Origin of the sequence: Kitasatospora sp. NPDC059817, from assembly GCF_042731835.1 — a bacterium.
Taxonomy (GTDB): domain Bacteria; phylum Actinomycetota; class Actinomycetes; order Streptomycetales; family Streptomycetaceae; genus Kitasatospora.
In genome coordinates this window covers 83,108-108,534 of sequence record NZ_JBHWIR010000001.1, presented here as the reverse complement: position 1 = coordinate 108,534, position 25,427 = coordinate 83,108, and the positions used below count along the sequence as shown (strand labels likewise).

Here is a 25,427-nt window from a genome sequence, read left to right as displayed (position 1 = left end):
CGGCCGTGCGGCGCGAAGGGTCAGACGCGGTCCGCCGGGGCGGAAGCGGGCTCCGGGGCGGGCGGCGTTGCGGGCTCCGGGGCGGCGGCCAGTTGGGCGAGGTAGCGCTCGGCGGCGCGGAGCTTACGGCCGTCGGGGCCCGGGAGGTAGGCGCGGAGCTCGATGATCTCCGGGGCGATCCGAAGGGCCGCCGCGCGGTCGGGGACCGAGCGCCAGCAGGCCTCGGCATTGGTGGCCGCCTGCTGGGTCTCCGGGTGGTCCGGCCCCTGCGAACGGAGCAACGCCAGGGCCACCTCGCGGTAGATGTCCGCGGCCTCGGCCGGCCGGCCCGCGAGACGGCACACGTGCGCCCGGACCTGGCGCACCTGGAGGACCGGTTCGGAGGCGGCGCCGTGCTCGGCGATCGCCTCCAGTTCGAGGGCGAAGGCGAGTTCGGTGGCGGCACCGTGCTCCCCGGCATCCGCGCTGCGGACGATCCGGCCGATGGCCTCCCGGTAGTCGGCACGCGGCTGGCCGGACACCGGAGCGTCGACGGGCACCGCATCGGCAGGCACCTCGTCCGCCGGCACCGCGTCTGCCGGCACCGCGTCCGCTGGGGCCTCCGCCACGGGGGCCTCGTCAACGGGAGGGGCCTGCGTCAGAGCGGCGTCCTGCGGTTCCGCCGTCGGCGTGGCGACGTCCGCCAGCGCCTGCTCCGGCTCCCGCTCCCGCTCCCGCTCGGACTCCAACTCCGGCTCCGGCCCCGGCTGCTGGGGCTTGGCCAGCGTCACGCCTGCGGACCGCTCGACGACCTCGGGCGTCGCGTCCGCCGGAGCGGGCTTGTGCAGGGTCACGCCAGCCGGGCCGGCCGGCTGCCCCTTCAGCAGGCTGACCGGGCGGGCCGGCCTGGGTGGGGTGGGCGGCACGCCGGGCTTGACCAGGCTCACCGGACCGGCCTCGGTCCCAGGAGCCGGGGAGGCCGACGACGGCAAGGCCGGGGGCGCCACGGGCGGTTCGACGACGGCGTCCTGCGACTCCGCCCGACCCGGCACCGGCGGCACCGACAGCACGGCCGGCCCGGACGACACCACATCGGCCCGCACGGCATCGACCGGCGGCACCGCGTGAACCGGCACCACGTCGGCCCGCACGGCATCAACCGGCGGCACTGCATCGACCGGCGCCGACACGTCGGCCGGCGGACCGTCGCCACGGCGGGCGGTGTTGCGGAAGACCGGGCGGTCCGGGGCGTGCGTGGCCAGGATGACGACGTCCGGCCGCAGCACCGAGTACACCTGTTGCCGCAGTTGCTCGGGCGCGAGCACGTCGCCCGCGCCGGGGCGGCCGCCGTGCAGCGCCTCGATCAGGGCCCGGGTGAAGGTGCCGATCTGCTCCGGGTCCGGACTGACGACCGCCCAGAGCGGGATGCCCTCGCTGAGCGGCGAGGCGGCGCCCTGGAGGTACGGCCAGGCGTTCTGGTCGGCGCTGAGGTCGGCGACGACGAGGGTCTGCCACTCGGCCGGACGGTGGCTCAGCTCGGCGGCGACGGCCTGCCAGGGCAGGCCGTCCTGCTTGGAGTCGCGCAGGGTGAGCTGGAGCTGTCCGCCGCGCTTGTCGGCGACCACGTGACCGCCCAAGTGGACGAGCAACGGCCCCGGATGGCGGGACGCGGCGCGCAGGTGGGCGAGGACGGTGTGCGGGTCGCTGGCGCCGGGGAGGTGGACGGCGTCCACCGCGTCCGCGGCGAGCAGTACCTGCGGTGAGACGGCCGCGAGCATCGCGGACAGCACCGACGCCTGGGCGGGACCGCCCCGACCCCAGGTGCGGCGCCCGGAGTTGCCGTAGCCGCCCTCGACGACCAGGATCCGTCCGCGCGGCGCCGCCCCCAGTCCGCCCGCACCGGGGGCGCTCACGCCCGGGGCCGGGAAGGGCGGCGGCGTGGCCGCGGACGGCGGCGCGCCCACGGCGGGCATGCCGGTGACGGTCCATCCGGTGGGCGCGGTCGGCGGTGGACCCGGCACCGCGGCCGGAGCCGTCGGAGCCGACGGCGGGGCTGCCGGAGCGGGCGGCGGGAGCAGGGGCACGGGTGGCGGCTCGTAGAGCGCGGCGGGCCCGGGCGGGTGCTCCTCGGCCGGGGTGCGCGGCGGCGGTACGGCGTCCCAGGGGCCCGAGTCCGCTGCCGGTTCGGGGCCTCCGGGGACAGCTGTCGTCTCCGCCATCTTCTGGTCACCGCCCACCCCGCCGCTTCGCGGCGTCTGATGCCCTTGCTGGGTGGTGCCTGCCACCACTCCCGTCGCGCCACCCTACGAGATCCCGGCACACCCGATCCAGGCCGGGTCTCCGATCGGCGTGCCACGCGGCCCGCTATCGTGCCGTCATGGCAGGCCCCGGTACACCTCTCCTGTTCCTCGACATCGACGGACCGCTCATCCCCTTCGGCGCGCCGCCCCCGGGCGGCTACCCCGTCTTCCGCGGCGTCTCCGCCGCCGCACCCGGCCCGGGTGTCAACCCCCTGCTGGCCCGCGTCGATCCGGCGCTCGGCGGGCTCCTGCTGAGCCTGCCGTGCGAACTGGTGTGGGCGACGACGTGGATGTCCGATGCGAACGACTGCCTCTCCCCCTGGCTCGGGCTGCCGCAACTACCCGTCGTGAGCTGGCCGGTGGAGGACGGCGACGAACCGGCCGGCCTGCACGGGAAGACCCGCGCGCTGGTCGCCCGGGCCGCCGGCCGCCCGTTCGTCTGGGTGGACGACGAGATCGCCGCCACCGACCGCCGCTGGATCGCGGCCCACTCGCCCGCCCCCGCGCTCCTCCACCGCGTCGACCACCAACGCGGCCTCACCGCAGCCGACTTCGCCACCCTGGACGCCTGGTTGCGCACACACCGACACGACACGCCTTAGACTCTCCGACCATCTAAACTCCCCGACCATCTGGACTCCCCGACCATGGACTTCGCCGCCGGACCGCCCCTGCCCTGGCACCTGACGCTGGACGGCGGGGCGGTGGTCGAGCTGTGGGCGGACGGGTACGGCGTCGAGGGCGGGGCGTACGTCTTCAGCGTGCTCGCCCGGGCCACCGTGGCGGAGCAGAGGCAGCTCGACGTCGTCGCCCGGACGCCAGCGGACCGGACCCGGGTGGGTGTGGCGGTGGCCCGGGTCCCGCTCGCCGCCGTCCGGGACGTCCACACCGCCACCGAGCGCACCGTCGACGGCCGGTGCGTCTGCCCGACCTGACCGGCCCGACCGACCTGATCGGCCTGATCGACGCGGCCCCGTATGCCGCTGCCCGGTCACCCCGAGGGGCGGCCGGGCAGCGGCATTGTAGGGTCCACGATTCCGTGAGCAATCTCGGCGTTGTGACCTGCGGGTATCTGCCCGGTGAGCACTCGCCGACGGTCGCCGTGTCGAGCGATCATGAGCAATCCGAGAGCAGGCCCTCGGGCAGCACCAATCCGTCGGCCTACGGGTGGTCGTGTGGGGGATGCCGGTCCGGCTGGGCAACAGCGGCGAAACGGTCAAAGTCGCCGCCGTACATCCAGTGCGTATCGAGACCAGGCGTGTACAACCTCCCGGCCGGGCCTGGCTTCACATACCCCTCTCCCTGCAGCAGTTGGAGGGCCTTTCGGATGACCGCACCCTTGGCTTCGAAGCGGACCGAAAGCTCACGCACCGTCGGGAGCGCCTCGCCGGCGCCGATCCGGCCATCGAGGATCTCACCACGCAGTGTCTCCGCGATCCGGCGGGATGCCGAGGGCTCTTTGATGGCGGCACGCTCGGCCATTCGTCAACTCCCGCTCGAAGACCTGTGGGTGACCGCCGCCAGCCTGACACGAACCCACCGCATCGGATGAATCCATTCGAACAGCTCGGCCCCCTGATCATGATCACCCGGATTTGCTCGGACAGTGCTCATGATCGGCCTACAGTGCTCACGGATTCGCGGATTCTACAGGCATGCAGGGGACGTCAGGAACCGGCCAGCAGGTCGCGGAGCAGGGCGACGGTGTCGGCGTCGAGGTCACGGCCGGTGCGGCGGCTGAGCGCGTCGAGACGGTTGACGGCGCGCAGGAGTTGGTCGCGGGCGCCGGCCGAGGCGTAGGCGTAGAAGAGGTCCCGGTGCAGGAGTTCGACGTCCGGGGCGACGGCGAGGCCGCGGAAGACGGCGGCCTCGGCGCTGCGGTGGTCGCCGTACTGCAGGCGGCGGGCGGCCAGTTCGTGGGCGGTGTCGACGATCGCCGCGATCATGTCCTGGCGTTCGGCCTCGGCCCAGCCGTAGGAGGCGGGCGGGGCCTCGGCGAACGGGGCGCCGCGCACCAGGGCCAGGGCGTGGGCGAGGGCGGCGTCGGCGGTGGCGCTGGTGCTGCGCATGCCGCGCCGGTAGAGGCTGCGGAACTCGTCCCAGTCGCAGGTGACGACCGGGGTGAAGGAGTAGCCGTCGGTGGTGTCGGTGGGCAGGAAGGCGCGACCCTCGGGCGAGGTGCCGAACCAGGCGGCCAGGTCGGCGAGTTTGCCGGGGAGCGGGCTCTTGGCGTCGGCCGCGGTGGGGTGCGGGTCGAGGTGGGCGGCGCCGGGGTGGAGGTCGTGGTCGAGGGCGTGGTGGTCGGCGCCGGGCCGCAGCGCGAGGTAGACGGCGAGTTCGGTGAGCCGGGACAGCGCGCCGGGTTCGGCGGTACCGAGGGCTCCGGCGACGTCGACCGGGCCGAGCAGGCGGATCCGGGGGGCGTTGCGGGCGGCGTGCGCCTCCGGGGAGCGCAGGATGGCGAGCAGGTCGTCGCTGTCGCTGCGCCCGGGGGTGGTCTGGGCGACCGGGGCGACGGCGGCGGGGCCGGGCTCGGCTCCGGGTTCGACTCCGGACTCGGTGTGGGAATCAGCGTGGGAATCGGCTTCGGCCGGGGCCTCGGCTTCGGTGCCGGGCAGGAGGTCGGGCGAGGGCTCCGGCCGGGACGGGACGCGCGGGTCGACGCCGGAGGACGCGGGCGCGGGCTGGTGGACCGGGGCCGGCTCGACGGGCGACTGCGGCACGACCGGCTGGACGGACTGAACGGCGGGAACGGACGGCACGGGCTGGACGGCGAGGACGGCCGCGGGGGCTTGCTGCGGTGCCTCCGCCGCGTCCCCCGCCACCGCGTCCGGGCGGCGCAGGTCCCGGGTGGCCTCGTCCGCTGCCTCGTCCGTGGCCTCGTCAACGAGCTGCCCGACCACGAGCTCTTCGTCGGTCCCGATCCCGCTCCCGGTCTCGGTACCGACTCCGCTCCCGGTCTCGGTCCCGGTCTCGGCGGAAGCGGCCTGCCGCCCCTGCCCGTTGACCGCGTACCGCCCCGGCCCGGCCGGAGGGGCCGGTACCGGCGTCGCCGGGTCGGTGCCCGCGAACGGGCTGGCGCCGGTGCCGATGACCCGGGCGAGCAGCCGGGGCCCGGCGGCCGTGTCCGTACCGCCCTGCGCGCCGGTCGCGGCGGCGCCGACGGCGGCCAGCACGGGTACGGCGGCGGGCAGTTCGGCCGTGTCGGTGTCGTCGTCGTCCGCGTCGGGGTCGAGGCCGGGACCGTCCAGGGTCCAGGCGGGGGCCGGGTGCTGGGTGAGGTCGTCGGCGGCGCGGAGCAGTTCGGTGACCTGGTCGTACTGCTGGTCGCTGAGCCGCTGGAGTTCGACGGTGAGGTGCAGGCCGGGGATGGCCGCCTGGCCGGTGGCCGGGAGGGTCCAGCGGGCGACGGGGCCGGTGCCGCGTTCGGGGGCGCGGGTGATGACGGCGACGCAGGTGCGCGGCCGGGCGTCGAGCAGGCGGCCGAGTTCGGCGGGGACCTCGCCGCCGGGCTGCTGGGCGCAGAGCACGATCTCGGGGGTCCAGGACTCGTCGGCCTGGCCCCGGCTGCGGGCGTCGCGCGGGCTGGCGGCCTCGGCGGCGACCAGCGTGGCGCGGGCCTTGGCGGTGCGCGGGCCGAGGGCGGCGAGCGCGGCCTCCAGGGTGGGGTGGCGGTGGATGCGTTCGGCGGCCGGGCCGCTGATCGGCACCTCCTCGGCGAGGTCGACCAGGTGCAGGTGGAGCCGGTCGGCGAGCGGGCTGTGCGCGAGTTCGACGGCGAGGGTGCGCAGGATGTCGCGGGCGTCGTCGGGGTGGCCGGAGAGGTGGAGCAGCCGGACGGCCTCCAGGTCGGCGAGGACGACCGAGCCGTCGGGCGAGGTGCCGAGGGTGACCAGGGCGGGGTAGGGCGCGGCGGTCTTGCGGGCCTGGGCGGCGCTGAGCAGGTCGCCGGAGTCGAGGCTGCACCACCAGACGTTGGCGGCGTGCGCGGCGCGGAACGGCGCGATCGGGGTGGCCGGGCCGGAGAGGTGCAGTTCGATGGTGTGGCCGGGGGTGATCCGGGCGGCGACGATGGCGGGCAGGCGCTTGCCGCCGCGCACGGTGTTGCGGGCCATGGTGCGCAGGGCGCGGTCGAGCAGGTCGAGGCCGGCGTCGTCCTGACGGGCCCTGAGCTCGTTCTCGAAGGCGGCGGCCTCGGCGTCGGGCATGGTGATGCGGTGCCGTGGGCGGCGGGCGCGCAGTTGGGTGCCGCGCTTGTGGGCGACGGTGCCGACCATGACGGCGGCGAGCAGGACACCGACGGTGGAGGCGGTGAGGGCGATGGAGTAGTCGTCACCGGCGGCCGGTTCGGCGTGCGCGGCGGGGGCGGGCGCATGGGTGGGCGCGTGGGTGGGTGCCGGGGTGACGGGCTGGGACGCGGCCGGGGTCGGCGCGGCCGGGGTCGGCGCGGGGGCGGGAGTGGCGGGCGCCTGGTCGGCCGGCGGCTGGCCGGTCGACGGCGCCGGAGCGGGCGCGGGCTCGGACGGAGGAGCAGGCGAAGGAGCGGGCGCGGGAGCGGCCGCCCCCGGCAGCGTGAGCACCATCCCGGGCACCAGCACGTCCGGATCGGTCAGCCGTTCTCCGTCCGGCGCCTGGGCGCCCTTGTTCGCCTCGAAGAGCTTCGGCCACGCCTCGGCGTCCCCCAACTCCCTCTGGGCGATGACGGACAGGCTGTCCCCGCCCTGGACGGTCACCGTCGCATGCCCGCCCGCACCCGGCTCCGTCCCGGCCTGCGGCACCTGGGCCGACCCGGCACCGGAAGCAGGGGCGGGCGCGGGCTCGGACGGAGGAGCAGGCGTCGGAGCAGACGCAGGCGCCGACCCGTCCGCCTTCGCGTCCCCCGGCATCAGCAGCGCCCACCCCGGCTGGATCGGCCGGTCGGCGTCGAAGCGGATGCCTGAATCGTCCATCACCCGGCCGTCGTTGAGCTTGGCGATCTCCACCCACCGTTCACCGGAGCCCAGTTGGCGTTCGGCGATGGACCACAGGCTGTCAGCGGGCCGGCTGTCCCGCACGGTGTACGTGGGGTTCTGCTCGGCGGCGGGCGCCAGCGCGGGCGCGGCCTGGGCGGCGGGCAGGGCGGCGCGCTGCACTCCGGCCGCCAACTCCGCCGGGGCGGTGGCGGTGTGGGCCGGGGTGGCGGCGAAGGCCGAGCCGGCGACCGGCATCAGCGCGAACACCGAGCCGACCAGGCCGGCCGCCATCCGCTGGCTCCAGCCGAAGGCGGGGATGCGGCGGGCGATCCGGCCGCGCAGCTGCGCGGGGATCTCCAGCAGGACGGAGAACGCGAAGCAGCCCCAGGCGAGCCAGCCGACCACGACCAGCAGCCAGAGGAACAGCCGTCCGTCGTCCGGGCCGGTGAGCGCCTGGCCGACGCCGTCCGGCGCGACGTCGCCCATCGCGGCGACCGCACGGGTGCCGTAGAGCAGCAGCGCGGGGACGCCGAGCAGCAGGGCGAGCAGGGTGACCAGCGCGGCGAGCGCGGTGATCAGGGCTGCGCCGCGGCCGCGCCCGCGCGGTGGGCGGGGCGCCGGGGCGGCGGGGCGGCCGGCGGCCCGGTGTCCGGTGTGGGCCCGGCCGTTGGCGCTCCGGGCCTGGTCCTCGGCACCCGGGCTCCGTCCCTTGGCGGTTCGAGCCCGGCCCGGGGCGGTTCGGGCCTGGTCCTTGGCACGTGGCGCGGCCATCAGTCGGTCTCCGCTTTCTCGACTCCGTGGACGAGGGTCGCACTGCCCTTGCCCGTTACCTTCCGCTCCCCGAGCGCGCCCAGCAGGACGGGCCGGTAGTCGGCCCGCACGGTGACGGTGACGACCTTGCCGTCGCCGGAGAACTCGACCTCGCCCGCCTGGAGGCCGTACAGGGCCAGGTAGGCGTCGGCGGCCTGCCGGACGTAGTCCTGCTGGATTTTGAAGCCCTTCCCCTGGAGGACGGCGGCCTGGTCGAGCTGCTGTCCGCCGACCCGCGCGGCCTCCTGGGCGTAGGCGTCGGTGCGTTCGGCGACCCGCAACCGGCCGCCGGCGTCGATCACCAGGGCGATGACGAGCACGACGTAGGCCGCGCAGATCGCCACGAAGAGGGCGACCGCGCCCCGGTCGGAGCGGCGTCGGCGCCGCGCCCTGACAGGCACTCCCATCCCCCCTGCCCCTCCCGCACCTCGTCCGCCCCACCGGCCCCCACCGGGCGCCGGCCGGTCCCGTCGCGTCATCCCCCGTGCGCTCTCCGCTTGCGTCTCCCCCGCGCGGGCCGTCCCCAATCCCCCGTCGTGGCCCGTGTCCCGCCGGGTGCCGCCCCGGGCCGTCATGTGCCCCGGTAGCGGTCCACCACGGAGGTGAACTCGCCGACGAGGTGCTTCGTCACGGGTACGCCGGACGGTCCGCCGAGCAGGTCCGCCAGTTCGACGTCGCACACCACGGTGACCTTGACGGTCGTGACGGCGCCGCCGGGCAGGTCCAGTCGGCCGGGCACGACCTGGACGTCCCCGTTGCGGCAGGAGACGCCCTGCTGGCGCAGCGTCGCGAGGGCCGAGTCCCGGCCCGGCTGCGTCATCCCGTCGACGCTGCGCTGCAGCGAGGCGGTGCGGGCGCCGGCCCGGGCGGCGGCCTCGACCGTACCGGCCGTGGTCTGCACCCGCCCGGCGGCGATGGCCACCAGGACCAGCCCGACCACCGGCGGCACGACGATCGCCGCCTCGATGGCGACGGCGCCGCCGTCGCTCCGCCGGACCGGCCACCACCGGGGCCGGCGCGCGGAACGGCGCTCGGCCCGGGGCGCGCAACGGCCCCCGGAACCACGCTCGGCGCGCGGCGCCGGCCACCAGTCGGCCCGGGTCCGCCGTCTCACGGCGCCACCGCCACCGGCGGGACGAAGTGCTCGCGCGGCGCCTCGGCGAACTGCGTGAGGGCGGGCGCCGACAGCCCGGGTATCAGCAGCGGCGGGCGCACCGCCACCGTGACCCGGACCACTTCGGGCGTGCTGCCGTCGGTCGTCACCGTGTACGAGTGCACGCCCTGCCGGTCGAGGAAGTCCCTGGCCTGTCGGCGCGCCGCCTCGTTCTTCACCTCGTCCGTCGCGTTGCCCTGGATCCGGCCGGCGTCCACGCCCTCGCGGGCGGCGGTGAGCGCGAGCTGGCGGTCGTACCACAGCAGCGCGGCCTGGACGACGAGCATCAGGAGCACCAGGACGACCGGGAAGACGATGGCGAGGCTCACGCTCATCGACCCCCGGTCGCCGCGGCGGCGAGGTCGGTACGTCACTTGGTGGCGCCTCCCGCGGCCGCGCCCGCACCCGGCATGTTCGGGTCCTGCTGCACCTTCTGCACGACCTTGTCCTTCAGCAGGTACAACGCGGTCGCGACGGCGCCCGCGACGAAGACCAACGCGATGATGGCGAGGGCGAGTTCGATGCTGATCGCGCCGCGGTCGCCGCGCGCGCGGGCGGCCCGCAGCCGGCCGAGCCGCAGGGTGAACAGCAGCAGGGCGAACTGCACGGGCAGCAGGACGGGCCGGATCAGCCGGCCTGCCAGGTGGACGAGTCGGACGGTCATTCGGGTCTCCCGGGGTGGAGTGCGGTGTGGTGCCAGATGCCCTGTGAGGAGGGTCAGTTGAGCATCTGGTGGAGTGCGGGGAAGACGATCAGGACGGTCATCAGCAGGGTGAGGGCGGCTCCGGGTGCGACCATCCGCTCGCTGTCGGCGTTGGCGCGGGCGAGGTCCTCGGCGAGCAGCTCGCCGCGCAGGCCCTTGGCGCGTGCCCGCAGGGTGTCGTACACGGCGGCGCCGTCGGTGCCGGACAGCCGCATGATGTCCGCCACGTCCTGCAGCGGGCTGAGCCCCAACTCCTCGGCCAGCGCGTCGAGTCCGGCCCAGGGCGGGAGCCGGTCGGTGGCGGCGCGGTCGAGGGCGTCGCGGATGCGCCGGAACACGGTGCCGCGCCCGACCGCGGCGGCGCGGCGCAGCGCCTCGGCGGGCCCGCAGTCGGCGGCCCGTTCCAGGGCGACGAGTTCGAGGTAGGCGGCGATGCCGTGCAGGTACTCGCTGCGCGCCTCCTTGGCCTCGCCGCGCACGATGCCGTCGGGGACGAACCAGAGCAGGCCGGCCAGCAGCGGCCCGGCCAGCAGCGGCAGGGCGAAGGGCAGGCCGATGTCCATCAGCACGGCCATCGCGCCCAGGTAGGCGGGCAGCAGCAGGCCGATCGCGGCGAACAGCAGCTTGTGCACCATGAACCGGGCCGGGGCGCGGCCGATCAGGGCGAGTTCGCGGTGCGGCAGGGACACTCCGCGCAGGCCGATCGAGCGCTCGCCGATCCGGTCGTACCAGCGCGGCCGCTCGTCCGGGTCCGCGGCCCGTTCGGCGGGGGTGCGGTGCAGCCGGTCCAGGGCCTGGCGCAGGTCGGGCGGCGCGGGCCGCAGTTCGGCGATCAGCAGGGCGACGCCGCCGGCGGCGACGGCCCCGGCCAGCACGGACCAGGGGGAGATCACCGGACCTCCCCGAGCTGCTGGAGCGCCTCGTCCTCGCGCGCCGGGGCGCGGCGCCCGGCCTTGCCGCGCCGGTCGGGCGCCAGCAGCCGGGGCACCGGCGGGTGCGAGGCGAGGGCGCGCATCCAGGCGATGATCGCGACGAACAGGGCGGCGACGACCGCGAGCACGATCTGGCCGAGCAGCGTGCCGTACGGCCGGGTGTACTCGGTGTTGAAGGAGCCGACCGTGACGACCAGCACGATGATGCCGACCAGCCAGCGGATGGTGGTGCGGTGCTTGGCCCGGTCGGCCTCGATGGCGCGGCGCTGGCGGACCTCCTCGCGCACCGAGTCGGCCATGTCGGCCAGTGCCCGGGCCAGGCCGGGGCCGCTGTCACCGGAGCGCAGCACGAGCGCGGCGAGCACCTTGTCGGCGGTGGCGTCGGCGACGCTGTCGGCGAAGGCCTGGAGCGCCTCCTCGGGCCGCCAGCGGGCCTGGAGCCGGGCGGCCAGTTCGCCGATCTCCTCCTCCAGGGCGGCGGGGGCGGTGCGGCGGCTGGTGACGATGGCCTGGTTGAGGCCGACGCCGAGCAGCAGCACGTCGGCGATGCGCTGGGTCCACTCGGACAGCGCCTCCAGGCGTTCGATCCGGCGGGTGTCCGGGCGGGTGGTGTCGAACAGCCAGGGCAGGCCGAACACGGCCAGCGGCACCAGCAGGGCGGCCAGCGGGATGCCGGTGAACAGCCAGGCGAGCGGGGCGCCGGCGAGCGCGAGCGGCAGCTGGATCCGGCGCAGCCGTGCGACCCTGGCCGAGGCGGCGCCGGGGGCGCCGTACCAGAAGACGTGGGCGCGGCCGGCCAGCGGGTTGCTCCGCTCCGGGGTCTCGTCCTCGTCCGCCGGGTCACTGCCGCGGGCCCAGGCCACCAGGGCGACCAGGCCGCCCGCGACGGCCAGCCCGCACAGGGCGAACAGCAGCATCATCGCGCGCCACCGCCGATCCGCAGTTGCAGCGGGGTGGCCCAGCCGCCGTAGCGGGAGCCGAGCAGGGCGGCGTCGAAGCCGGCCCGGCGCAGGTCGTCCAGGCACTGCGGCGGGGTGTGCGGGACGGCCCGCGGCTCGCCGAGGTCCACCCGGGGGCCGAACACGGTGTTGAGCGCGGGCCGGCCGCTCTCGCCGAGGCCGGCGACCTCCAGGACGTGGGAGACGAAGCGGTGCCGGCGGCCGCCGACGGCGGTCTCGTCGACCATGGCGACGTGCACGATGAGGTCCAGGGCGTTGGCGGTGAGCCGGTAGGCGAGCGAGTCGGTCATGTGCGAGCCGTACTCCAGGCAGAGTTCGGCGATGCGGTCGACGACCATGTGCGGGCCGCGGGCGTGCAGGGTGCACATCGAGCCGCCCTCGCCGTTGGTCATGACCCGCAGCATCGGGACGACCTCGCCGGATCGGACCTCGCCGACGATGATCCGGGACAGCGTCATCCGCAGCGCCGCCGGGATGAGGTCGCCGATCGTCAACTCGCCTGCCAGGCGGCCCTCGACGCGTTCGCCGTTGCCCTCGCGGGCCTCCATCGGGACGACCTGGCGCAGGTGGCCGAGGGTGTGCAGCCACAGCTCGAACTCCGACTCCAGGGTGCCGATCCGCTCGTCCGGCGGGATCTCGGCGGCCATCGCGCGCAGCAGGCTGGTCTTGCCGACGCCCTGGGTGCCGGTGATCATCACGTTCTTCCGGGCCCGGATCGCGGCGGCCAGGAACGCGGCCAAGGTGCTGTCCAGGGTGCCGAGTTCGACCATCTCGGGCAGCGTCGCCGAGGCCACCCGGTGGCGCCGGATCGCCACGTACGGGCGGGGCGTCACCTCGGTGAGCGCCTGGAGGCGCATGCCGCCCTCCAGGCGCAGCGCGAGGGTCGGGCTGGCGGTGGACAGGCTGCGCTCGCCGCCGCCGTGCTGGCGGGCCAGGTCCTGGAGCAGTTCGACGAGTTCGGCGTCGCTCTCGGCCACCGGCGGTACCTGGCGCAGGGGTTGGTGCACCCGGGAGACCCAGACGTCGTCGCAGCCGTTGATCAGGATGTTCTCGATCTCCGGGTCGTCCAGGTAGGGCTGGAGCCGCCCGGCCCGGAACAGCAGGTCGAAGACGGCCTCGGCGAGCGCGCGGTCCTGCTCCCGGGTGGGCGGGATGCCGTGGGTCTGCGCGTAGGCGTCGGACCAGCGGGCGACCGCCTCCTCGATCAGCGCGCGGCCGCGCTGGCGGCGGGTGGCGCGGTCCGGTTCGGCGCCCGAGGTGGCGGTCAACCGGGTGATCTGCTGGTGCAGTTCGGCCGCGACCTGGCGCTTCAGCTCGCGGGCGACCTGCGGGTCGACGGCCGGCCGGGTGGCGGCGCCGCGCAGGTCGAGCGAGGGCAGCTGGGAGGGCACGGCGGTGGGCGTGGCCGCGCCGCCCGGCTGGACGTACGGCGGCGGCGCGGGCTGCGGGGCGACGGGGCCCGGCCGGTAGGCCTGGGGCGGGGCGGCCGCCGGCGTCTGCGTCTGGGCCTGTGTCGGGGCCTGGGCCGGGGTGGCCCAGGGCAGCGCGGCCGGGTCGGCCGCGGGGTGCTGGTGCAGGGGGCTACCGCGCACGGAGCACCTCCCCGGGGTTGTACGGCTGCGGACCGTTCGGGTGTGTCTGATCGGGTGTCACGGCGGGCTGCTGGAGCGGGTAGCGGCCGTCGTCCTCGGGCTCCGGGCGGACGTACGCGCCCTGCTGGTCGTACGGGGCCCCGCCCTGCTGGTCGTACGGGCCGAACCCGGCCTGCTGGTCGTACGGGCCGAACCCGCCCTGCTGGTCGTACGCGACGTAGCCGCCCTGCGGCCCGTACGGCGACTGCGGCTGCGACTGCTGCGGCTGCTGAACATGCCCCGGGAACGGGGCCGGAGCGGCCGGTTGGGGGGCCAGCCCGGCCAGCGGCGCCACCGGGCCGGTGGTGATCACCGGCCCGACCGGCTGCGGCGGGGAGTACGAGGGCTGCTCCCCCTCCACCGGCCGGTACGCCGTCGGCGCGGCCGCCTGCGGGGTCGGCACCGGGGGCTGGACGTGCACCGCGGTCGGGGGCTGGGGCTGGGGCTCGGTCCGGGCCGCGGCGGTGAGCTGGGCCGGGACCGGCGCGGCGGTCGGCGCGAGCCGCTGGCGACGGCGGCGGACCAGCAGCTGCACCTCGTCCGCCGCCGAACGCGCCGTCCGCATCAGCTCCGAGCGGATGAACCGCCGGTCGGTGATGTCACCGCCGTCGGAGAGCACCCGGGCGGTGCGGGTGGCGTGCGGCAGCAGCCCCAGCACCGGCAGGCCGAACTCGCGCGACACCTCCGGCCCCGAGTACGGCCCCTCGGCGACCAGCAGCAGTCCGAGCGCGTCCACCCCGGTGCCGGCCGTGGCGAGGTCCTCGGCGAGCGCGGACAGCCGGGGCCTAGCCGAGCTCAGGCCGCGCAGCGTGGTGCGGACGGTCACCGCGACCACGTCCGCCCGGCGGGCCAGCACGGCGCTCACGCCGGTGGCGCCGGAGCGGCCGAGGTCCACGATGACGTCGTAGCCCTGCGGTTCGAGGCCGTGCAGCAGGTCGACGAGCGGCTCCCAGGTGTAGGCGAGGCCCGGGGCCTGGGTGGGGTCGGTCAGCCCGGGCAGCAGCAGCCGCTCGGCGGTGCCCTCGGGCGAGAGGTCGATCAGCTGCTCCCAGATGGTCGCGGCGAGCAGTCCGCGCCGGTCGGCGACGGCCAGGTTGCGCAGCCCGTACACCGCGTCGACCCGGCCCTCCAGGGCGCCCGCGAGCACCGCGCCGCCGTCCGGGTCGGCCTCCACCAGCAGGACCCGCCGTCCGGGTTCCAGCGGCCAGGCCAGCAGCAGGGCCAGGGCAGCCGTGGTCGCGCCGGGCGCGCCCGGGCCGCCGGCCACCGCGATCACCGCCATCAGGCGCCACCCGCCCCGGTCGGGGGCACGGGGGCCGTGGCAGCGCCGGAGGCGGTTCCGGTCGCCGGGGCCGCCGGCGCGGCGCTGCCGCCGGTGCCCGCACCGGCGGTCCCGGTCGCGCCGCCCGCCGCGGCGGCGCGCGGGGCCAGCAGGACCTGGATCCGGCCGCCGGCCACCCACTGCGCCAGCCGGGGGCCGTCCGCCGCACCGACGGCCACGTCGATCACCTGGCTGCCGTCGGTGTCCACCCGGCCGACCGTGATGACCGTCGCGGGCATCGAGTCGGCCTTGGTGTTGTCCGGGGTGTAGACCACGACGATCTGCAGCCCCGGCTGGAGCCGGGTGGCGGGCAGTTGGCTGTGCTTGGCCGAGACGCCGACCACGATCTGGCCGGGCTGCACCGCCAGGGTCTGCGCGACGTCGCCCCTGGTGAGCATCGCGCCGCGCTTGAGGTCGGTGGCGGCCCGCATGCCGACCGCCTTGTCCCGTTCGGTGGCGGACAGCGGCCGCAGCGCCGGATCGCCGGCGATCCGGGCCACCACCAGGTCGTCGTCGGTGATCACCTGTCCCCACGGGATGTCCCGGGCCAGCGCCAGCACGGCGACCCGCTGGCCGGTGCTGTTGTAGAGCACCGCGCCGCCCAGGCCGCCGGCGGCGATCAGCGCGACGGCCATCGCCAGCACCGCCGGGCGCCGCCGCCGGGCCCGCAGCGTCCGGCCGGGGACGTGCGGGGCGGCGCGCCCCTTGCCCTTGCCCGCACCGCTGCCCGGGGCCTCGCCCGGCCCCTGCCCCTGGTCCGGGACCGCCACGGACACCGCGGCCCCTGCGGGTGTGCCGGATCCCGGCGTCGCGAACGTACGGTTCTCCACCGGGTTCCGCCCTTCCCTCGTGCTCGTTCCGGATCGTCGGTACTGGGTTCTCGGTGCTCGGGTCGTCACCGCTCGGGCCGCCGGTGCCCGGGCTTCGGTGCCCGGGCTCCGGTGCCGTGGTCGCGTGCGGCCGGGCCGCGGGGCATCGGACGTCCGCCGCCGCCGGGTCAGTTGAGGACCTGCACCTCGGCGACCTTGAGCGTGAAGTTCGAGGACTGCGGCATCTTGACGTCGAAGGTCTTCGCGTTCGGCCCCGTGACCACGACCTCGCCCACCCAGTTCGCCGTCACCGTGCCGTCGAAGACGCCGCTCTTCCTGGTGCCCGAGCCCACGGCGAACTCGTAGCCGCAGTCCGGGGACTTGGCGGCGCCGTACTTGGGGTCGTACGGCGTCCCGGCCTTGTCGCAGGTCACGGAGACGCCGCTGTCGAAGACCCAGGTCACGCCCCTCAGCACCGGTGTGACGGTGACCGAGGCGCCCGGGACGGACAGCGTCTTGGGCGCGGGCGCCGCCACGCCGTCCAGCCAGAGCCAGACCGGCGCCTTCACCACCGCCGTGCCCTTGGGCGCGACGCCCGCCGTCGGCTTCGGGAAGCGCATCTCGTGGGCGAAGCCGAAGCCGACGTCCACCAGGTTCAGCGCCGGCGGCCCGGCCGGCGAGGTGGCCTCGAAGACGATCTCGGCGCCGTCCTGGCCGCCGCCCGTCTGCGGGCAGACCTTCGAGTAGAGCGCGCCCTCGGACGGCTTGTGGCCCTGCCACGCCGGGTCGCCCTCGGGGAGCGGGTTGTCCAGCGGGCGGAAGTAGCATCCGACGCCGCTGTTGAACCAGCCGCGCTCCGGGTCGTGGCAGGGCCACTGCTGGTCGTGGTAGCTGCACAGCAGCGGCCCGTCGCTCGTACCGCCCCCGCCGCCACCGCCGGGCTGCGACGGTCCGGGTTTCGGTTTCGTGCCACCGGTGTTGACCCCGGAGCAGATCACGTCCGGGTAACACTGTTCGGCACCTCCGCCCGGCGGTTCGTCCGCCGCCGCCGACACCGCCGAGGCCAACAGCAACCCGGCGGACAACGGCGCGAGGATCGCGAATCGCCGGGCCGGTTTACGCGTGTTCAGCATGCCCGGTCCACCTCCCGCTTGAAGTCGTAGATCAGCCAACGTGCTTGGAACCAGCGCAGGGACGCGGTCGCGACGTAGCGGTTCAGTCGGTCGCCCGGATCCTTTGCCACCTGGGTGACGGCGTCGACGCGGTGCCATCCCGACACGTCGACGCAGTCCTCGATCACGGCGGTCTGCGGATCGGCTTTCAGGTCAATGGCCTTGACCACCGCCGAATTGCGCGGCGTTCCGGTCATCACCAGTTTGGCGTCGCGAAGTTGGCGGAGACTGACCAGGGTGTCGGTAAGGGCCCGCCCGGAAGAGTACGTCTCCAGAGCGAATCCGTCCGAATCCGACCGCCCGAATGCCTCGGTCTGGGCCTGCCACCAGTCCTGATACGTCTTCAGGGCCAGCCGCCCCATGGCACCTTCCGGCCCGTCCGTCGGCGCGATCGAGGCGTTTACCGAACCACCCGAAGGAGGTACCGGATCCACTCCCGCGACACTGGGCGCAGCCGTTCCGAGCCGATCGACGGAACCACCGGCACCGCCGCTCGCACAGGCTCCGAGGAGCAACACCAGAACCACCCCACCGACCCCAACCGCCCCAGGGCGCAACACATTTCCGCGCTGCCGCATCGCCCCACCTCGTCGCGACCGACCGATTCGTGATCCGTGGCCGCCGGAAGAATTCCGCCGTCCCGCAGGTGTTTCCGCTGGGGATCGATTCTTCGCCAACCCACCCCATCACGGCAACACCTCAGGCCACCTGACCTTACGCGGAAGGCGGTTCCGTCGGGGCACTTTCCCGCCACAGAACGGCCAACAGTTCTTCGGAAAGCGACAATCCGGCCAATGCGCCCCGAACCGCGGCCCGATTGCGCATCAACAGGCGCCCGCCCTGCGGCGGAACGAGCAGGCGCGCGCCCGGCGCACCCGAACCACCCGGTGCTTCGCCCCCGTCGAGCAGCGCGGCGACGGACGGCTGGAGATCCAGCGGGGCGACGGCCGCCGGGGCGCCCGGGACACCCTGCCGCAGCACGGTGGTCAGGGCATGGCTGAACGAGCCCTCACCACCCGGCAGTACGGCGTCCCGGCCGCGTCTGCCCGGGGTGTACCGGCCGACCCGGCCCCACAGCGGGACACGCGGGTAGGCCAGCAGTTCGCCCGCGCCGTCCTCGCCGCCGCCGCGCTCCAACGCCGCCCAGGTGTCCCGGTCGGCCACTGCGTCGACCAGCAGCAGGGCCTCCTCGTGGCCACCGTGCACCATCGCGCTGACCACCCAGTCCCAGGCCAGGCCGCGCCGGTAGGCGTTGTCGGCGGTGCTGCCGCCGGTCACCAGGGCGAGCCGCCGCCCGCGCGGATCGACCGCCAACTGGCCGACCAGGCAGACCACCAGCCACCGGCCCGGGTGCTGGGCGGCCTCCCGGACGGCGGTGAGCATCGCGTTGGCGTCCGCGTCCGGCGCCACCTCGGTGACCCGGCAGCCGGCCGCGCCGACGTCGAAGCACATCCCGGGCAGCACCCGCGCGAGCAACCGGGCGCCGTCCGGCGCCAGCGCCGAGCCCCCGAAGCCCCGATCGGGCCCGCCGTTCGCCCCGATCACCACCAGGTCGACCCCGCCCGCCATCCGCACGCCCCCTCCCATGCCGGCCCCGGCGCACCCGGGACCGCCCGCCGCGCCCGCCGCTGCCGTGGTGCGCAGGGGCGCGTACCGTACCGCCGCCGGGCAGGCTACCGCCCCGGGCGGCCGCCGACGGGGCTCCCGGCCCGTCCGCTCAGGGACCATGGGCCCTATCGGCGCGCGCGCCGACCGGAGGACGATCGGACGCATGGAGCGTGAGGACCGTGTGGAGACCCTGAGCGAGGCCGAGTGCCTGCGGCTGCTCAGCACCGTGCCCGTCGGGCGCGTGGTGTACACCGAGCACGCGCTGCCGGCCGTGCTACCGGTCTCCTTCGAGGTCCTGGACGGGCGGTTGGTGCTCGCCGTGCGCCGGGGAAGTGCCACCGCGCGCGGGCTTGACGGCACCGTGGTGGCCTTCCAGGCGGACCTGCTGGACCCGGTCACCCGGACCGGCTGGAGCGTGCTGGTCCACGGCCGGGCGGACGTGGTGCGCGAGCCCGAGCAGGTGCGGCGGGTGCTGCGGTCCGGCCTGCGGCCGTGGGTGGGGGACCCGGAGCCGCTGTTCGTCGCGCTGGTGCCGGAACTGGTCAGCGGCCGGCGACTGTTCCCGACCGGGCAGGACGCGCTGGGGCGCGGGGCGCTGCGGTCCTGAAACACCCACAGGGCCGCCGCGCCCTCGGGTTCCGGTGTTCCCGGGTTCCGGTGTTCCCGGTTCCGCACCGCTGACAGATACCGGCGGGTACGCATACGCTTCCGGCGTCCTGACCCCTCCCCCAGGAGCGCACCGTGACGAGCTTCGCCTCCCTCGCCGATCTGACCGCCGCCGTCGGCACCGAACTGGGCACCAGCGAGTGGCACACCATCGGGCAGCGGCAGATCGACCTGTTCGCCGAGGCGACCGGCGACCACCAGTGGATCCACGTGGACCCGGAGCGGGCCAAGGAGAGCCAGTTCGGCTCGACCATCGCGCACGGCTACCTGACCCAGTCGATGATCCCGGTGCTGGCGAAGGAGTGCTACGGCGTCGAGGGCGTGCGCATGGCGCTGAACTACGGCTCGGAGAAGGTGCGCTTCCCGGCGCCGGTGCCGGTGGGCACCGCGATCCGGGCCAGCGCCGAACTGGTCTCGGCCACCGAGGTGCCGGGCGGGGTCCAGGCGGTGGTGCGGTTCACGATCACCAGCGCGGAGAGCGCCAAGCCGCACTGCGTCGCGGAGACGATCACCCGCTTCTACGCGTAGCGGCGCCGGGCGGCTCCACGCGGAGCGGCGCCGGGCGGTGGCCCTGGGCGCGCGGCCGGGCGGGGTACGCCGATTGGCCCGCACGGGGCCGCTCACCAGGTCCGGACGGCCCATGACGAGTAATCTCCGACGAGATGGTTGTCGTATCGCAGCGGCCCCACCAGTCGCCCGGATACCCGCCCCGGCATGCCCGGTAGCCGTGACCGTCCTTGGAGGAGCCTTGCCCCGCCCCGCCCCCTGGTTCTCCCGCCTCGCCGGTCTGTCCTCGCAGTTCATCACCCCGCCGACCAACAGCCCGACCACCAGCCCGGCCCTCGGCCCGACCGCGAACCGCACCGGGTCGGGCCTGGCCCGACTGCCCCGCGCGGCCTGGCACCTGGTCCGGGCCGAGGCCTTCGGTGCCGAACCCCGGGGCGAACGGCTGGCCCGGATCCACCGCTCCCCGCAGTTCGCCGACGGCGCCTTCCGCAACCCGCTGCCCACCCGCCGCCTGGTCTACGAGCGCAGCCCGCTGGAGATCACCCGCGCCCAGCTGACCGGGGACAAGACCCGCCGGGCACCGACCGCCGCCGTACCCGTGCACCGGCTGCTCCCGGTCGACCTCGCCCTGCCGCCGGACTCCGGACTGCGACTCACCTGGCTCGGCCACGCCACCGTGCTCGCCGAGATCGGCGGGCGGCGGGTCCTGATCGACCCGGTGTGGGGCGAGCGCTGCTCGCCGTTCGCCTGGACGGGGCCCAAACGGCTGCACCCGATGCCGCTGCCGCTGTCCGAACTCGGGCCGGTGGACGTGGTGGTGATCTCCCACGACCACTACGACCACCTCGACATGGCCACCATCCGCGCGCTGATCGGGACGGACGCGGTGTTCGCCGTCCCGCTCGGCGTCGGCGCGCACCTGGAGCGCTGGGGAGTACCGACCCGGCGGATCGCCGAACTCGACTGGTGGGAGTCGGCCGAGATCGCCGGGCTCACCCTCACCGCCACCCCGGCCCGGCACTACTGCAGCCGCGGCCCGCGCACCAGCGCACTGTTCCTCTGGGCGTCCTGGGTGGTGGCCGGCGGCGGGCACCGGATCTTCCACAGCGGGGACACCGGCTACTTCCCGGGCTTCGCCGAGATCGGCCGCCGGCTCGGGCCGTTCGACGCGACGCTGATGCAGGTCGGCGCGTACAGCGACTTCTGGCCCGAGGTGCACATGACGCCCGAGGAGGGCGTCCGGGCCCACCTGGACCTCGGCGGCGATCTGCTGCTGCCGATCCACTGGTGCACCTTCAACCTGGCGACGCACCCCTGGGAGGAGCCCGCCGAACGGGTGGTCGCGGCTGCCCAGGCGCTGGGCGCCCGGCTGGCGGTGCCCCGGCCCGGCAAACCCTTCGAACCGGTCGACCCGCCCGCGCTGCGGCTGTGGTGGCGCGCGGTCGCGGCCACGCCTCGCGGCATCGAGCCGCTGGTCCGGGACCGCAGCGCGGTGCCGGTCCGGGAGCGGGTGACAGATTTCAGCGAACAGATTTCAAAATCTGTTCGCTGAAATCTGTTATCTGTTATCTGTCATCTGTCTGCTGTTATCTGTTTGCTGTTACCTGTTCGCCCACTTGTCCGCAGCCACCTGTTCACTGCCACCTGCGGGACGGGGCGGCGGACGGAAGTCCCGCCCACCGCCTGGGCCCAGGACCAACCGCGGCGTCACCCCGCCAGGACGTCCCGCAGTGCGCGGGCCTCCTTGACCAGCCGGCTCGATCCGCCCTGCTCCGTCACCGCCGTCACCTCGGCCACCGGCCCCCGGGCGCCGGTGCGCCGGGCGCAGTCCGCCGCGAGGGCGAGCAGGTCACCGAGGCCCCGGGCGGGCGTGCCCTCGCCGCCCAGCAGGGCCGGCAGCGCGGGCCCGAGCACGGACCAGACCGTGCCGTAGGCGCCCGTCCCGGCGGCCAGGGTGAGCGCCGCCGCGAGCCGGTTGGGCTTCACCGCGCCGCAGTCGACCAGCGCGCCGAGTTCGCGGCCGAGCTGCGCGCCGTCCAGCTCGCCGCGGGCGGCGAGCACCAGCAGGGCGTCGACGGCCGCCGTCCGGTCCTCGGTGTGCCGGGCGCCCAGGCCGTAGGCCAGCGCCAGGTGCAGGGCGAGCCCGGCCGGGCCGCCGGCCTCGGCGAGGGCGGGCAGCAGCCGGCCCGCGCCGCGCTCGTCCCGGTCGGCGCCGGCGGCGAAGTGGTCGAGCCACCGGGCCGCCAGTTCCTCCCGGTGCCAGGGGAGCATCGCGGCCCAGTGCGCCGTGGGCCGCCACGTCCAGTCGCCCACCTTGCGGGCCCGGGCCACGCTCGGCTCGGTGCCCTCCAGCAGCGCCCGGAACTCGGGGGCGAGCCGCTCGCCGTCCGGGCCCTTCGGGCCGGCTCCGATGCCGGGTTGGGCGACGGCCACCCGCCGGACGTCCTCCCACCAGCGGTCCGCGTACTGGTGGCCGTGCTTCGAGCCCCGGCCGGGGGCGAACAGCACCCGCTCGGACGGCTGGTCGGGCAGGCCGCCGGTGCGCAGCCACTGGGCGGCCCACCGCCCGGACGGCGAGGTGAGCGCCTCGGCGGCGCGCAGCACCCCGGCGTCGGCGCGGGGGCCGACCCGCAGCAGGGCCGCACACAGGTCGGCCCGACCGGGGGTGACGCCCGCCGCCTGGTACCCGGCGAGGCGTTCGACCAGCGTGCCGGGGTCGATCGCGCCGGTGGTGTCGGTCGGGATGGCCAGCAGGTAGGGCGGCCGGTTCGCGGTCACCTGCCAGGCGGCCTCCTCCAGCCGGGCGGCGAGGGCGGTGCCCTGCGCGGTGTTGTTCTGGCCGCGCAGCGGGGACCGGCCCTTGCCGCCGAGGAAGTCCCAGAACCGGTGCGGCGGCGTCTCGCCGGCCACCGCGGCCACGACGTGGAGGACGTCCCGAGGCGAGCAGTCGCGCCAGCGGTCGACGCCGCTCCACGGGTGGACCCGCCGGACCGGCTCCAGTGCCTCGGCGAGCGCCGCCCGGTCCTGGTGGGCCTGGCGGACCAGGCCGTCCAGCACGCGCTCGAAGACCGTCGGCTCCGGCTCGTCGGCGGCGAGCAGGGCGGACAGCTCCTGCGCGAGTTCGGCCGCCGAGGCGATCGGCGGGCCGAGCGGGAGGGGCTGGGGGGCGGGCGGGAGGAGTTCGTTCCACCCGGTGTCCGGGTCGTCGTCGCCGTCGCCACCGACCGGCGCGCCGAACAGTTCGCCGGCGCGCCGGTGGTGGGCGGGGTTCAGCACCTCGGCGGCGAGCCGCAGTTCGGGCAGGACGGCCTCCCCGGCCGCGCGCAGGTGCCGGGCCACCACGTTCAACGCCCGCTCCTGGACGGCCTGGTCCGGGTGCCCGAACGCCTCGGCGGCCGCGAGCACCACCGGCCCGGACCGCCCGGGCTCGCGCCGGGCCGCCCGCTCCAGCCAGCCGAGTTGGGCGCGGACGAGCTTCTTCTCGGCCCGGAACAGCACCACCGCGGAGGACTCGACCAGCACCTCGGGTTCGACCAGCCCGGCCTCGTCCAGCCCGGCGAGCACCTCCTGGGCGTGCCCGGCGACCACCGACAGCCCGTCCAGCAGCGGCAGCACGTCCCGTACCCGGGCGGCGTACTCCTGCGGGGTCGGGGCGAGGGCCCTCAGCACGTCGAGGAAGAAGCGCTGGTCGGCCGGCTTGCCGCCGCGCAGCAGCCGGGCCAGGCAGCGGTCGATCAGGTCGGCCCGGTCGAGGTCGCCGGCGGCGGCGAGTTCGGCGATCGCCTCCGTAAAGGCGTCCCCGGGGCGGGGGCTGAACCGCAAGGACACCGCGCCACCGATGTCGGCGAGTTCGAACACCCGGGGCAGCAGCAGCGGGGTGAACGCGTCGGCCCGCAGCAGCTCGACCAGGGTGGGCCGTGCGCCGCTGCCCCGGCGCTGGCGTTCCATCCACTCGCGGACGAAGGGCTCGCTCTGCGGCACCGCGCAGCCGGTGCGGCGCACCACGGCCTCGATCACCGGGTACAGCGCCCAGCCCCAGCTCGGCGCCGGCCGGGCGGCGAGCCGGGTGGCCACCTCGATCTGCCACTCCACCGGCTGCGCCGCGACGAGTTGGCCCACCGCCGGGTGGCGGGCCCAGCCGAGCGAGGTGAAGTCGCGGGCGCCGAGCCAGGTGGCGGCCCCGGCCGGGCCGGCGTGGCAGCCGGCGCCGGCCAGCAGCAGGGCGCCCCTGGTGGCGAGCGCCTCCTTCGACCACTCGTCGCGCAGTTCCTTGCGCAGCGCCTTCAACGCGAGCAGGCAGTCCCGGCGCTGCGTCTGGTCCAGCGCGGCGACCAGCGCCGGTATCTGCGGCATCCGCCCGCCCCGGACGGCGGCGAGCAGGTCCTCGACCGCCGCCTCGCCCCGCACCGCCTCCGGCATCGGCGCCACCGCCGTCGCGCCCCGCACCGCCTCCGACCCCCCTGCCGCCGCGCTCATGCCTGGACCCCCTTATCCGTCGTCGGAACCGCCGGGACCGCCGGAACCTGTTCCCCGTCCGCCCGTTGGGCCGCCTCCCGCACCATCGCGACCGCCAGCGCGTGCTTGCACGGACCGCGCCCGCCACGGTACTTGGCCCACCAGAGGCAGGTGCAGCCGAGGCGCCCCGCCTCGTCCGTACGCACCCGCTGGATGTGGTCGTCCACCGTGACGACGGCCGTCGTGCCGCCCGGCTCCAGCCGCACCGCGCCCGCCGCGACCAGGGCCTGGGCGGCACGCAGCCGCGGGTTGGCGGCCTCGGCCCGCCCGGCGTCGTACGGGAGCTGGCGGTGGAAGTAGGCGGCCTCGGCGGTGTCGTAGCCGATCTGCCCGGCGGTGCCGAGCCGGGTGAGCGCGGCGCGGACCCGCTCGTGGCTGAGCCCGGACTGCTCGGCGAGGTCGGCGACCTCGACCCGCGGCTCCCAGGCGAGCAGTACCGCGACGAGGTCGGCGTCCTGCTCGGCGGTGCCGGTGGCGAGCGCGCCGAGCACTCCGCCCTCGCCGGAGAAGCCCCGGGAGGCGTCGGGCGAGAGGGTCAGGGTGAGCCGCATGCCGGGCAGGACCACTTCCCACGCCGAGGCGGCCGGGCCGGTGGCGGCGACCGGGCCGTACACCCGCAGGGCGAGCGCGTGCCGCAGCACCCGCTGGAGCGCCACCAGCCGGTCGGGCCCGGGCAGGCAGACGGCGCCGGGCACCGGCCGGGTGGTGGGCCGCAGCGTCCGCCCGGCCGGGACGACCCAGGCGGTGCTGGAGCGGCCGCCGCGCGGCAGCGAGCGCAGGAAGCGGACCGCCTCGGCGGCGGGCAGTTCGGCGCGCAGGTCGAAGCCGGCGGCGACGACCTGGGTCTCGGCGAAGCCGCGCAGCCAGCGCTGCGGCAGCGGCACCTTCTTCTCGACCAGCGGCCCGTCGAAGCTGGTGACCTCCAGCGCGTCCGGCCCGACCGCGAGGTGCAGCGGGTCGCTCGGGCCGATCCTGGTCAGGGCCTCCCGCAGCGGGTTGTTGACGTCCACGTTGGTGGTGCCGTGGCCGATCTCGTCGCCGTCGAGGCCGGCCTGGAGCACGTCGAGCCGGGCGTAGACGCCGCAGCAGCCGGAGAACGACTCGAAGCGCAGCCGGTCCCCGTTGGCGGTGACCACCGGGTCGAGCGAGGAGCGCAGCTGCGGCTGGTAGTACCGCGCGGCGGCGACGTCCGCGACGGCGAGCAGCGCGGCGGCGGCCGGCGCCGGGTCGGCCAGGAAGCCCGCGAAGAAGCGCGGGTTGGCCGCCTCCCCGAGCGGGGTGGCGCCGCCGGAGGTGGCCAGGTCGAGGTGCCGGCCGTCGGCGCCGTCGAGGACGGCGGACGGGCGCAGATAGGCGTACGCGTGTGCGGATTGCGTCATGTCGAACACGCTAGGTGAGGGCACTGACAAT

General features: G+C 75.8%; 22 protein-coding genes. 5 read left to right on the top strand and 17 right to left on the bottom strand.

Going from position 1 to position 25,427, the window contains the following annotated elements:
• Positions 1-20: 20 nt before the first annotated feature.
• The gene (locus tag ACFV61_RS00470) at positions 21-2,198 is read right to left on the bottom strand and encodes a hypothetical protein (protein ID WP_380489221.1); all 2,178 of its coding nucleotides are present in this window, start codon (positions 2,196-2,198) and stop codon (positions 21-23) included.
• Positions 2,199-2,356: 158 nt separating this feature from the next.
• Between ACFV61_RS00470 and ACFV61_RS00465 the strand changes: the two genes are divergently transcribed.
• Entirely contained in the window at positions 2,357-2,881 is a 525-nt protein-coding gene (locus tag ACFV61_RS00465; protein ID WP_380489218.1) for an HAD domain-containing protein, read from the top strand.
• A gap of 45 nt (positions 2,882-2,926) precedes the next feature.
• Entirely contained in the window at positions 2,927-3,214 is a 288-nt protein-coding gene (locus ACFV61_RS00460) for a hypothetical protein (protein ID WP_380489216.1), read from the top strand.
• Positions 3,215-3,440: 226 nt separating this feature from the next.
• On the opposite strand, the gene ACFV61_RS00455 is transcribed toward ACFV61_RS00460, so the two are convergent.
• The 14 genes from ACFV61_RS00455 to ACFV61_RS00390 form a co-directional block, all read right to left on the bottom strand.
• Positions 3,441-3,761 carry a GntR family transcriptional regulator gene (locus ACFV61_RS00455; RefSeq protein WP_380489213.1) on the bottom strand — a complete coding sequence of 107 codons (321 nt, stop codon included), beginning with the start codon at positions 3,759-3,761 and terminating at the stop codon, positions 3,441-3,443.
• Positions 3,762-3,946: 185 nt separating this feature from the next.
• The gene (locus tag ACFV61_RS00450) at positions 3,947-8,002 is read right to left on the bottom strand and encodes a BTAD domain-containing putative transcriptional regulator (RefSeq protein ID WP_380489212.1); all 4,056 of its coding nucleotides are present in this window, start codon (positions 8,000-8,002) and stop codon (positions 3,947-3,949) included.
• Complete coding sequence (locus ACFV61_RS00445; protein WP_063350047.1) at positions 8,002-8,448, bottom strand: hypothetical protein; 447 nt, start codon at positions 8,446-8,448, stop codon at positions 8,002-8,004. Before ACFV61_RS00445 ends, ACFV61_RS00450 begins: the two co-directional genes overlap by 1 nt.
• A 164-nt stretch (positions 8,449-8,612) precedes the next feature.
• Positions 8,613-9,155 (bottom strand): TadE/TadG family type IV pilus assembly protein, encoded by a 543-nt coding sequence (locus tag ACFV61_RS00440; RefSeq protein WP_380479374.1) that lies wholly within the window; start codon positions 9,153-9,155, stop codon positions 8,613-8,615.
• A complete protein-coding gene (locus tag ACFV61_RS00435) occupies positions 9,152-9,568 on the bottom strand; it encodes a TadE/TadG family type IV pilus assembly protein (protein ID WP_159398548.1) in 417 nt (138 codons plus the stop codon). The genes ACFV61_RS00440 and ACFV61_RS00435 overlap by 4 nt, the downstream gene beginning before the upstream one ends.
• On the bottom strand, positions 9,565-9,858 hold the full coding sequence (locus ACFV61_RS00430; RefSeq protein WP_363367209.1) for a hypothetical protein: 294 nt from the start codon (positions 9,856-9,858) through the stop codon (positions 9,565-9,567). The genes ACFV61_RS00435 and ACFV61_RS00430 overlap by 4 nt, the downstream gene beginning before the upstream one ends.
• 53 nt (positions 9,859-9,911) lie before the next feature.
• On the bottom strand, positions 9,912-10,790 hold the full coding sequence (locus ACFV61_RS00425; RefSeq protein WP_063350044.1) for a hypothetical protein: 879 nt from the start codon (positions 10,788-10,790) through the stop codon (positions 9,912-9,914).
• A complete protein-coding gene (locus ACFV61_RS00420; protein ID WP_380489208.1) occupies positions 10,787-11,749 on the bottom strand; it encodes a type II secretion system F family protein in 963 nt (320 codons plus the stop codon). Before ACFV61_RS00420 ends, ACFV61_RS00425 begins: the two co-directional genes overlap by 4 nt.
• Complete coding sequence (locus tag ACFV61_RS00415) at positions 11,746-13,380, bottom strand: ATPase, T2SS/T4P/T4SS family (protein ID WP_380489205.1); 1,635 nt, start codon at positions 13,378-13,380, stop codon at positions 11,746-11,748. Before ACFV61_RS00415 ends, ACFV61_RS00420 begins: the two co-directional genes overlap by 4 nt.
• On the bottom strand, positions 13,370-14,701 hold the full coding sequence (locus tag ACFV61_RS00410) for a hypothetical protein (protein WP_380479381.1): 1,332 nt from the start codon (positions 14,699-14,701) through the stop codon (positions 13,370-13,372). Before ACFV61_RS00410 ends, ACFV61_RS00415 begins: the two co-directional genes overlap by 11 nt.
• Positions 14,701-15,516, bottom strand: a complete 816-nt coding sequence (locus ACFV61_RS00405; protein ID WP_380489203.1) for an SAF domain-containing protein — start codon at positions 15,514-15,516, stop codon at positions 14,701-14,703. The genes ACFV61_RS00410 and ACFV61_RS00405 overlap by 1 nt, the downstream gene beginning before the upstream one ends.
• Positions 15,517-15,737: 221 nt before the next feature.
• Positions 15,738-16,682, bottom strand: a complete 945-nt coding sequence (locus tag ACFV61_RS00400) for a hypothetical protein (RefSeq protein WP_380341793.1) — start codon at positions 16,680-16,682, stop codon at positions 15,738-15,740.
• On the bottom strand, positions 16,676-17,155 hold the full coding sequence (locus ACFV61_RS00395) for a hypothetical protein (protein ID WP_380489201.1): 480 nt from the start codon (positions 17,153-17,155) through the stop codon (positions 16,676-16,678). Before ACFV61_RS00395 ends, ACFV61_RS00400 begins: the two co-directional genes overlap by 7 nt.
• 280 nt (positions 17,156-17,435) lie before the next feature.
• Positions 17,436-18,290 (bottom strand): hypothetical protein, encoded by an 855-nt coding sequence (locus tag ACFV61_RS00390; protein ID WP_063350037.1) that lies wholly within the window; start codon positions 18,288-18,290, stop codon positions 17,436-17,438.
• Positions 18,291-18,492: 202 nt separating this feature from the next.
• On the opposite strand from ACFV61_RS00390, the gene ACFV61_RS00385 reads away from it, so the two are divergent.
• The 3 genes from ACFV61_RS00385 to ACFV61_RS00375 all read left to right on the top strand — a co-directional run bounded on the left by ACFV61_RS00385 (position 18,493) and on the right by ACFV61_RS00375 (position 21,054).
• On the top strand, positions 18,493-18,936 hold the full coding sequence (locus ACFV61_RS00385; protein ID WP_063350036.1) for a pyridoxamine 5'-phosphate oxidase family protein: 444 nt from the start codon (positions 18,493-18,495) through the stop codon (positions 18,934-18,936).
• Between the two features lie 134 nt (positions 18,937-19,070).
• Positions 19,071-19,523 carry a MaoC family dehydratase gene (locus ACFV61_RS00380; RefSeq protein ID WP_380489198.1) on the top strand — a complete coding sequence of 151 codons (453 nt, stop codon included), beginning with the start codon at positions 19,071-19,073 and terminating at the stop codon, positions 19,521-19,523.
• A 346-nt stretch (positions 19,524-19,869) separates the two neighbouring features.
• The gene (locus tag ACFV61_RS00375; protein ID WP_380489243.1) at positions 19,870-21,054 is read left to right on the top strand and encodes an MBL fold metallo-hydrolase; all 1,185 of its coding nucleotides are present in this window, start codon (positions 19,870-19,872) and stop codon (positions 21,052-21,054) included.
• 155 nt (positions 21,055-21,209) lie between these two features.
• On the opposite strand, the gene ACFV61_RS00370 is transcribed toward ACFV61_RS00375, so the two are convergent.
• Positions 21,210-23,978, bottom strand: coding sequence for a DUF6493 family protein (locus ACFV61_RS00370; protein WP_380489196.1), 2,769 nt, complete (start codon positions 23,976-23,978; stop codon positions 21,210-21,212).
• The gene (locus ACFV61_RS00365; protein WP_380489193.1) at positions 23,975-25,396 is read right to left on the bottom strand and encodes an SWIM zinc finger family protein; all 1,422 of its coding nucleotides are present in this window, start codon (positions 25,394-25,396) and stop codon (positions 23,975-23,977) included. The genes ACFV61_RS00370 and ACFV61_RS00365 overlap by 4 nt, the downstream gene beginning before the upstream one ends.
• Positions 25,397-25,427: the final 31 nt, after the last annotated feature.